This is a genomic window from Modestobacter sp. KNN46-3, from assembly GCF_011039295.1.
Window position 1 is genome coordinate 1 of sequence record NZ_JAAKGN010000202.1, and the last position, 6,929, is coordinate 6,929.

Below are 6,929 nucleotides of genomic sequence, written 5' to 3' on the forward strand. Positions count from 1 at the left end.
CTCCATGTCCACGTGCGTGCGGAGGAACGCCAGCGCGACGTCGTAGGTCCAGCGGTCACCGGCGGCCCGGCCGGGCGGGATGGGCAGGTCCAGGTGGACGCCGATGTCCAGGACCACCCGGGCGGCCAGGTGCCCAACCAGGACGGCGCCGGCACGATCGACGCGGTCGGCGAGGGCGTCGACCCCGTGCTCGTCGGCGAGCGGGTGTGGGTCTGGGAAGCCGCGTGGCAGCGGCCGCACGGCACGGCGGCGGAGTACACCGTCGTCCCGGCCCGGCAGACCGTGCTCCTGGGCGCCGACCCCTCCTTCGAACTGGGCGCCGCCCTCGGCATCCCGTTCCTCACCGCACACCGCTGCCTCACCGTCGCGGAGTCACTCCCCGACCGGCTCGCCCCCGGCTCGCTCAACGGCCGCACCGTGCTGGTGCAGGGCGGCGCCGGCGCGGTCGGCAACGCCGCCATCCAGCTCGCCCGCTGGGCCGAGGCCACCGTCATCGCCACGGTCAGCTCCCCGGCGAAGGCGCAGCTGGCCGCGAAGGCCGGCGCCGACCACGTCATCGACTACAAGCGGCAGGACGTCGTCACCGAGGTCCGCAAGATCGCGCCGAAGGGCGTCGACTCCATCGTCGAGGTCTCCGCCGCGCAGAACGCCGCCACCGATGCCCAGGTGATCGCCCTGCACGGCGCGGTCGCCATGTACGCCGACGACGGCGGCGCCGAGGTGACCATCCCGGTGCGCGCCCAGATGGTCCCCAACGCCCGCTGGCAGTTCGTGCTCGTCTACACCGAGCCCGCCCGGGCCAAGGACATCGCCGTGGAGGACGTCAACGCCGCGGTGCTCGACGGCGCGGTCCGGGTCGGCGCGGACGCCGGGCTGCCGCTGCACGTCCACCCGCTGTCCGAGACCGCCGCCGCCCACCAGGCGGTGCAGGACGGCGCCGTCGGCAAGGTGCTCATCGACGTCACCGGCTGAGGAACGACATCGCCCGCTCCCCCGACGCAGGTCGAGGGAGCGGGCGACGTGCGATCAGGTCAGCGGGCCACGCGGAAGGGCACGCTCACCGGGTCGGCGGACCGCTCACCCAGCGACTGCTGGGCGGTCAGCTCGTACGTGCCCGGGCGCAGCGTGCCCATGGCCGCCCGCCAGACGCCGTCCTTGCCGACGACGACCGTGCGGGTGATTCCGGCCGTCACCGTGACGGTGGCGCCGGGGGTGCCGGTGCCGGTGGCCGTGACCGCCGGCGACGTCGTCGCGTCCACCGCCGGCGAGGTGACCGTGAGGCCCTTGATGTCGGCCCGGGCGGTCAGCCACTCGTCCCGGCCGATCGGGTGGTCGACCACGCGGGTCTCACCGATGCAGCCGTTCCAGCCGTTGGTGGCCTGGTCGTCGACCCAGTCCGCACCGAAGATCCACGGCATCGCGTCGTCCAGCCCGTGGCCCACGGTGTTCGAGGCGTTGCGCAGCACCGGGGCACCGTCGACGTACATCGTCGTGGTGGCCGTCGCCGGGTCGTTCACCAGCGCCACGTGCGCCCACGTGTCGACCATGATCTCTCCCGACCACGAGGTGCGGTCACCCTTGGCGGTGTCGATCGGCACCTCGGTCCACTGGAACTCCTTGAGGTTGGACAGGCCCAGGGCCACCGGGGACGCCGTCCAGTCCCAGCGGGTCTGCGGCACGCCGATCTGCGAGCGGTTGCCCGAGCGCACGATCGCCTTCATCCACGCGTTGTCGGACTGGGTCCAACTCTCGTCGATCTGCAGGAAGGTCTCGATCGTGTAGCCGTTCTCGAGCGCCGCCAGGTTCACCGGCGCGTCCGCGCGGGTGGTCAGGTAGCTGTACCGGTCGGTCTGCTTGCTGGCGTTGGTGAAGCAGATCGAGGCTCCGTCCGAGGAGTACGGGTGCGCCTCCTGGGAGAAGTTGACGTCCCGGAGCTGAGCGGTCGGCGAGCCGGACCGGCTGATCGGCACGCGCATGAGGTTGTTGCGGTTGTTGCCCTCGACGTCGCGGATGACGCCGCCCTGGGCGACCACCCCGCGCAGCCCGTTCATCCGCCAGTGCGCGAGCGTCCCCTCGACCTGCGGGTAGTCCGCCGTCGAGCCCGGCAGCTCGGTGGTGATCGGGTCGGGGCTGACGAAGCCGTCGAGCAGGATGTCGCGCGCCGCCTGGGTCAGCGAGGGCTCGTCGGCGGAGCCGGCGGTGAACCCGGGGTTGAACCCGGCGAACCGCTCGGAGAAGTCGATGTCCAGGGTGAACTGCTCGTTGGGACCCTCGAGGAAGGCCTGGTCGTAGGAGGTCAGCTTCTCCTGCGGCTTGGCGACCACCCACGGCGAGGCGGTCTGCGCCGAGATGGTGTCGTTGGTGAGGTCGAACTCGAACAGGCCGAGGTAGCCGTTCCCGCCCTCGTAGGCCATCTGGTAGTCCATCAGGACCTGGGTCACCGGGTGACCGAAGTCGTTCTGCTTGGTCAGCCGGGTGGCGCCGTGGAAGTGGCCGTTGAGGGTCATGAAGATCTGGTCGTTGCCCTTGATGAGCTGGTCCCAGAGCCGCAGGCCGTAGCCGGTCTCCTGCGGGGAGACCCCGTCGTCCTGGATGCCGATGATGTCGTGCGAGGTGAGGATGACCGGCAGGGTCGGGTGCTGCGCCATCACCTCGTCGGCCCAGCGCAGGGTGGCGTCGGACGCCCGCCAGGACAGCGCCAGCACCATGAACTGCTGCCCCTCGGCCTCGAAGACGTGGTACTGGTTCATCCCCGTCGGGTCGCTGCCGCCGTAGGTCGACTGCTCGGCCGCCCGGTCAGGCCCGAACCAGCGCAGGAAGGGCTCCCGGGCCAGGTCGTACTGGTCGTCGTAGTGGTTGCTCGAGCTGTTCCGGACGTCGTGGTTGCCGGCCAGCACCGAGTACGGCAGGTCGGCGTCGTCCAGGGTCTGCATGGCGGCGTCGGCGGTGCGCCACTCGCCCTCGGTGTTCACCTGGTCGACGACGTCGCCGAGGTGGGCGACGAACGGGATGCGCAGCTCGTCGGCGTGCTCGGCGAGCCACTCGGTCTGGGCGGCGAAGGGGTTGTTGCCGTCGCCGTAGCGGTCGGGCCGCTCGAACTCCGACTCGGCGTACCGGGAGTAGAACTGCGTGTCCGGCAGGACGGCGAGGGTGAACCGGGAGGCCGGCTCGGTGGCAGCGGTCTCGACGGCCGCGGTCCCGACGGGCGCGCTCTCGACGGGCGCGGCCGCCGCCGGGCCGGCGGTGACCAGGCCACCGGCGGTGGCGAGACCGGCGACCGTGGCGGCCACACCGACCCCGGCGACGGCCCGCAGGCACGCCGTCCGGGCGGGGGTGGCGCCGCGGTGTGCGGGCCGTGGGCTGAGCAGGTGCATGGGGACGTCCTTCGACTGTGCTGGGGCGGTGGGGGGTCCCACCGCTCCCGCACGCTGTCGAGCGGCTGTGGCCGCTCGGTGTCCGCGCTGTGTACGCCGGACCAGCCGGACGTGAAGCATCTAGATCATCTTCTCCGGCTCGGTACGTACCGGAACCGCGACGGCAGGTGGACCCGGACGGCTCCGCTCACCACTCGCGCGCTCGGCCGGGCCCCGGACGGGGTCAACCGCCCAGCCGGCGGTGCCGCGAGCGCTGCTGCCCTGCCCGGGCGTCGAGCAGCGCCCGGGCACTGGTGGCCACGACCAGGTGCTCGTGGGACGTCGGATCGTCGACGGGACGACCCAGCAGTGCCTCGATCCGGGCCAGCCGCAGGTAGAGCGACTGCCGCTGCACGTGCAGCGCATCGGCTGTGCGGGTCCTGCTGCCCCCGTGCCGCAGGAGGACGGCGAGGGTCTGCACCAGGTCGCTGCCGTGCGCGGCGTCCCAGGCCAGCAACGGCGACAGCGCGTCGTCCACCAGGAGGGCCAGCGCCCGGTCGTCCAGCCGGCCCAGCAGCCGGAGCAGGGTCAGGTCGCGGGTGACCGCGGTCCCTCGTCCGAGCAGCGTGGCCACCGGCAGGGCGTCGTGCGCCTCCCGCAGGGAACGGCCGGCGTCGGCCACCGGGACCTCCGGGCCGACGGTGGTGACCGCCCCGGCAGAGGGGAGGACGCTCGCCAGCCACCCGGCCGGGTCGGGCCGGTCCGGGGCGGCAGGGACCGCGACGAGCCCCACGGCCTCCCCGCGGACCCGGTCGGCGAGCAGCTCCAGGTCGTGGGTCGACGCGACGTGGGCCCACGTCGCCAGCACCTGCCGGGGATCGGGTGCGGACGCGGCGATGCCGAGCACCCGCGCATCCGGCGACGGGTGGAAGCACGCCAGTCCGGCGCGGACCAGCAGCTCACGGACCCCGGGGACGGCGTCGGCGAGCAGATCGGCGAGCAGCGGCGCCGCGAGGTCGCCGGGCGTCCCCGTGCCCGACTGTCCGACCGCCACCGCCGCCACACTCGCCAACCGCGCCGCCAGCACCCGCAGCCCGGGCAGGTCGCTGCCGGGGCCGGGCCCCAGCAGGACCGACCCCCAGTCGACGTCCCAGATGCGAACCGGCGAGCTCGCCGCGGGCCGGCGGAGCAGTCGTTCGGTCGCCCGCTGGTCCCGCAGCCCCGCGGCGGCCACCACCTGCCCCGACCGGGTGACGAGTGCGGCCGGGCCGCCGGTCACGGCGGCGGCGCAGGACACCACCGCGGGGGTCCCGCCGCCGGCGGCCAGCGCCGCGTGCACCTCGTGCACCACCTGGTCGGCCAGCCGCAGCCGGGGCGCGTCCGCGTGCAGGATCGCGCCGTTGGCCTCCTCGGAGATGCGGATGAAGGGCACGACCTGGCGCAACACGTACAGCGGCAGGCCCTGCCGGGTGGCCTCGTCGAGGATCTCGCCCGGCAAGTCCGGCAGCGACCGGCCCAGCTCCATGGCCACCGCCGACACCCGCTGGGCCGCCAGCTCGCGGACCCAGTGCCGCCGGGCGCCGGCGTCCACCCCGGCCAGGCCGAGTCCGGTGGTGAGCAGCAGGTCGCCGGCCGACAGCAGGGGGCCGATCTCGTAGATCTCGCTGGAGTGGACCCAGCGGACGGCGGTGCCCAGCTGAGCGGGCGGGACGGCCACCTCCGGCCTGGCCTGCTGCACCGAGGGCAGCAGCAGGAACTCGGCCAGCGTCAGCGCCACAGGCGTCCTCTCGGTCGGACAGGTCGTCACGGATCGACCAGACGATCCCTGACATCTGCCCCATTGCCCACCCCTCGCCGCACGGCGGACCCTGCGGAGGACCAGCCCGCAGGTACGCAAGCGAGCGCCCACACGAGGAGACCCGCATGACGACGTCCCAGTCACCGGACCAGGACCGCGCGTGGCTGGAGGTGGCCCTGGCGGAGGCCCGGGCCGGCCTGGCCACCGGCGGGGTGCCGATCGGTGCCGCGCTGATCGGCCCGGACGGCACCGTGTGGGGCCGCGGCCACAACCGACGGGTGCAGGACGACGACCCGTCCGTCCACGCCGAGACGGCGGCGTTCCGGGCCGCCGGCCGACGCCCCTCCTACCGCGGCACCACGATGGTGACCACGCTGTCCCCCTGCTGGTACTGCAGCGGGCTGGTGCGCCAGTTCGGCATCACCCGGCTCGTCGTCGGGGAGGCGCGCACGTTCAGCGGCGGGCACGACTGGCTCGCCGAGCACGGCGTGGAGGTCGTCGTCCTCGACGACCCGGGGTGCATCGACCTGATGACCGACTTCATCGCCGCCCAGCCGGAGCTGTGGAACGAGGACATCGGCGAGGACGTCGCAGTACCGTCCGCGCCCACCGGTGCAGAGGCAGCCCGATGAGCGCCAGCACCAGCCGGCACGCGGAGTCCCCGGCTGCCGTCGTCGACCCCGACTACCCGATCGACCCGGTGCCCGCGTCGGCACGGCGGTCGCTGTTCTCGCTGTCCATCGTGCTGCTCGGGTTCACCTTCTTCACCCCGACGATGCTGGCCGGCGCGCAGATCGGGGCGGCCTTCTCCGCCACCAGCCTGATCTGGGTGCTGCTGCTGGGCAGCGCCGTGCTGGGCGTCTACGTCGGCGCGATCGGCGGCATCGGCGCCCGCACCGGACTGACCACGGTGATGATGTGCCGCTACACGCTCGGCACGCGCGGCGCGAAGCTCGCCTCCCTGCTCCTCGGCGGCACCCAGATCGGCTGGTACGGCGTCACCGTCGCCACCCTCGCCCAGCTCACCGCCAGCGCACTCGGCTGGGACGGCCGCGGGCCGGAGGTGGCGCTGATGCTGGTCGGCGGTGCGGTCATGGGCGCGACGGCGTACTTCGGCTACAAGGGGATGTACGCGCTGTCGCTGGTCTCGGTGCCGCTGCTGCTGGCGCTCGCCGGATGGGTGACCTGGCGGTCGCTGGAGGAGGTCGGGGGCTGGAGCGGGCTGACGGCGATCGTGCCCAGCGAGACGATGACCGTCGCGGTGGCGGTGACGATCGTCGTCGGCACCTTCGCCTCCGGCGGCACCCAGGCGCCCAACTGGACCCGCTTCGCGCGCACCCCGTCGGCGGGCTTCTGGGCCTGCCTGGTCGCCTTCCTCGTCGGCGAGCTGCTGATGCTCGGCTTCGGCGCGGTCGGCGCCGTGGCGTTCGGGGAAGGCGACTTCGTGCTGGTGCTCTACCAGCTCGGCCTGGTCGGCTGGGGGCTGGTCTTCCTGGTGGCCAACCTCTGGACGACCAACGACAACACCGCCTACAACTTCGGCGTCGCCGGCGCCGAGATCGCCGACTCCCGGTCGAAGAAGCCGTTCGTGGTGGGCGGTGTCGTGCTGGGCACGCTGCTGGCCGTCACCGGCATCTACGACAACCTGATCGACTACCTGGTGTGGCTGGGCATCCTGATCCCCCCGCTCGGCGGCGTGGTGATCGGTGACTTCCTGGCCCGCTGGCGGAACGGCATGTCCGGTGCCACCGCGCTGCTGCCGAGCGTCGAGTGGCGCA

At 73.3% G+C, this 6,929-nt stretch carries 5 protein-coding genes; 3 read left to right on the forward strand and 2 right to left on the reverse strand.

Annotation, left to right across the window (positions count from 1 at the left end):
* Positions 1–93 precede the first annotated feature (93 nt).
* On the forward strand, positions 94–972 hold the full coding sequence (locus G5C62_RS24340) for an NADPH:quinone reductase (protein ID WP_241176111.1): 879 nt from the start codon (positions 94–96) through the stop codon (positions 970–972).
* 59 nt (positions 973–1,031) lie between these two features.
* Here G5C62_RS24340 and G5C62_RS24345 read toward each other — a convergent pair whose 3' ends face one another.
* Complete coding sequence (locus G5C62_RS24345) at positions 1,032–3,374, reverse strand: metallophosphoesterase (RefSeq protein WP_164703043.1); 2,343 nt, start codon at positions 3,372–3,374, stop codon at positions 1,032–1,034.
* A gap of 223 nt (positions 3,375–3,597) precedes the next feature.
* Positions 3,598–5,130 (reverse strand): PucR family transcriptional regulator, encoded by a 1,533-nt coding sequence (locus G5C62_RS24350; protein ID WP_164703044.1) that lies wholly within the window; start codon positions 5,128–5,130, stop codon positions 3,598–3,600.
* A 146-nt stretch (positions 5,131–5,276) separates the two neighbouring features.
* Between G5C62_RS24350 and G5C62_RS24355 the strand changes: the two genes are divergently transcribed.
* Positions 5,277–5,783, forward strand: a complete 507-nt coding sequence (locus tag G5C62_RS24355) for a nucleoside deaminase (RefSeq protein ID WP_164703045.1) — start codon at positions 5,277–5,279, stop codon at positions 5,781–5,783.
* A partial coding sequence (codB, locus tag G5C62_RS24360; RefSeq protein WP_164703046.1) for a cytosine permease occupies positions 5,780–6,929 on the forward strand: 1,150 nt, incomplete at its 3' end. The genes G5C62_RS24355 and codB, both read left to right, overlap by 4 nt.

Coding starts and splice junctions, on each gene's coding strand:
- G5C62_RS24345 (WP_164703043.1), bottom strand. CDS start 3,374: ATGCACCTGCTCAGCCCACGGCCCGCACACCGCGGCGCCACCCCCGCC.
- G5C62_RS24355 (WP_164703045.1), top strand. CDS start 5,277: ATGACGACGTCCCAGTCACCGGACCAGGACCGCGCGTGGCTGGAGGTG.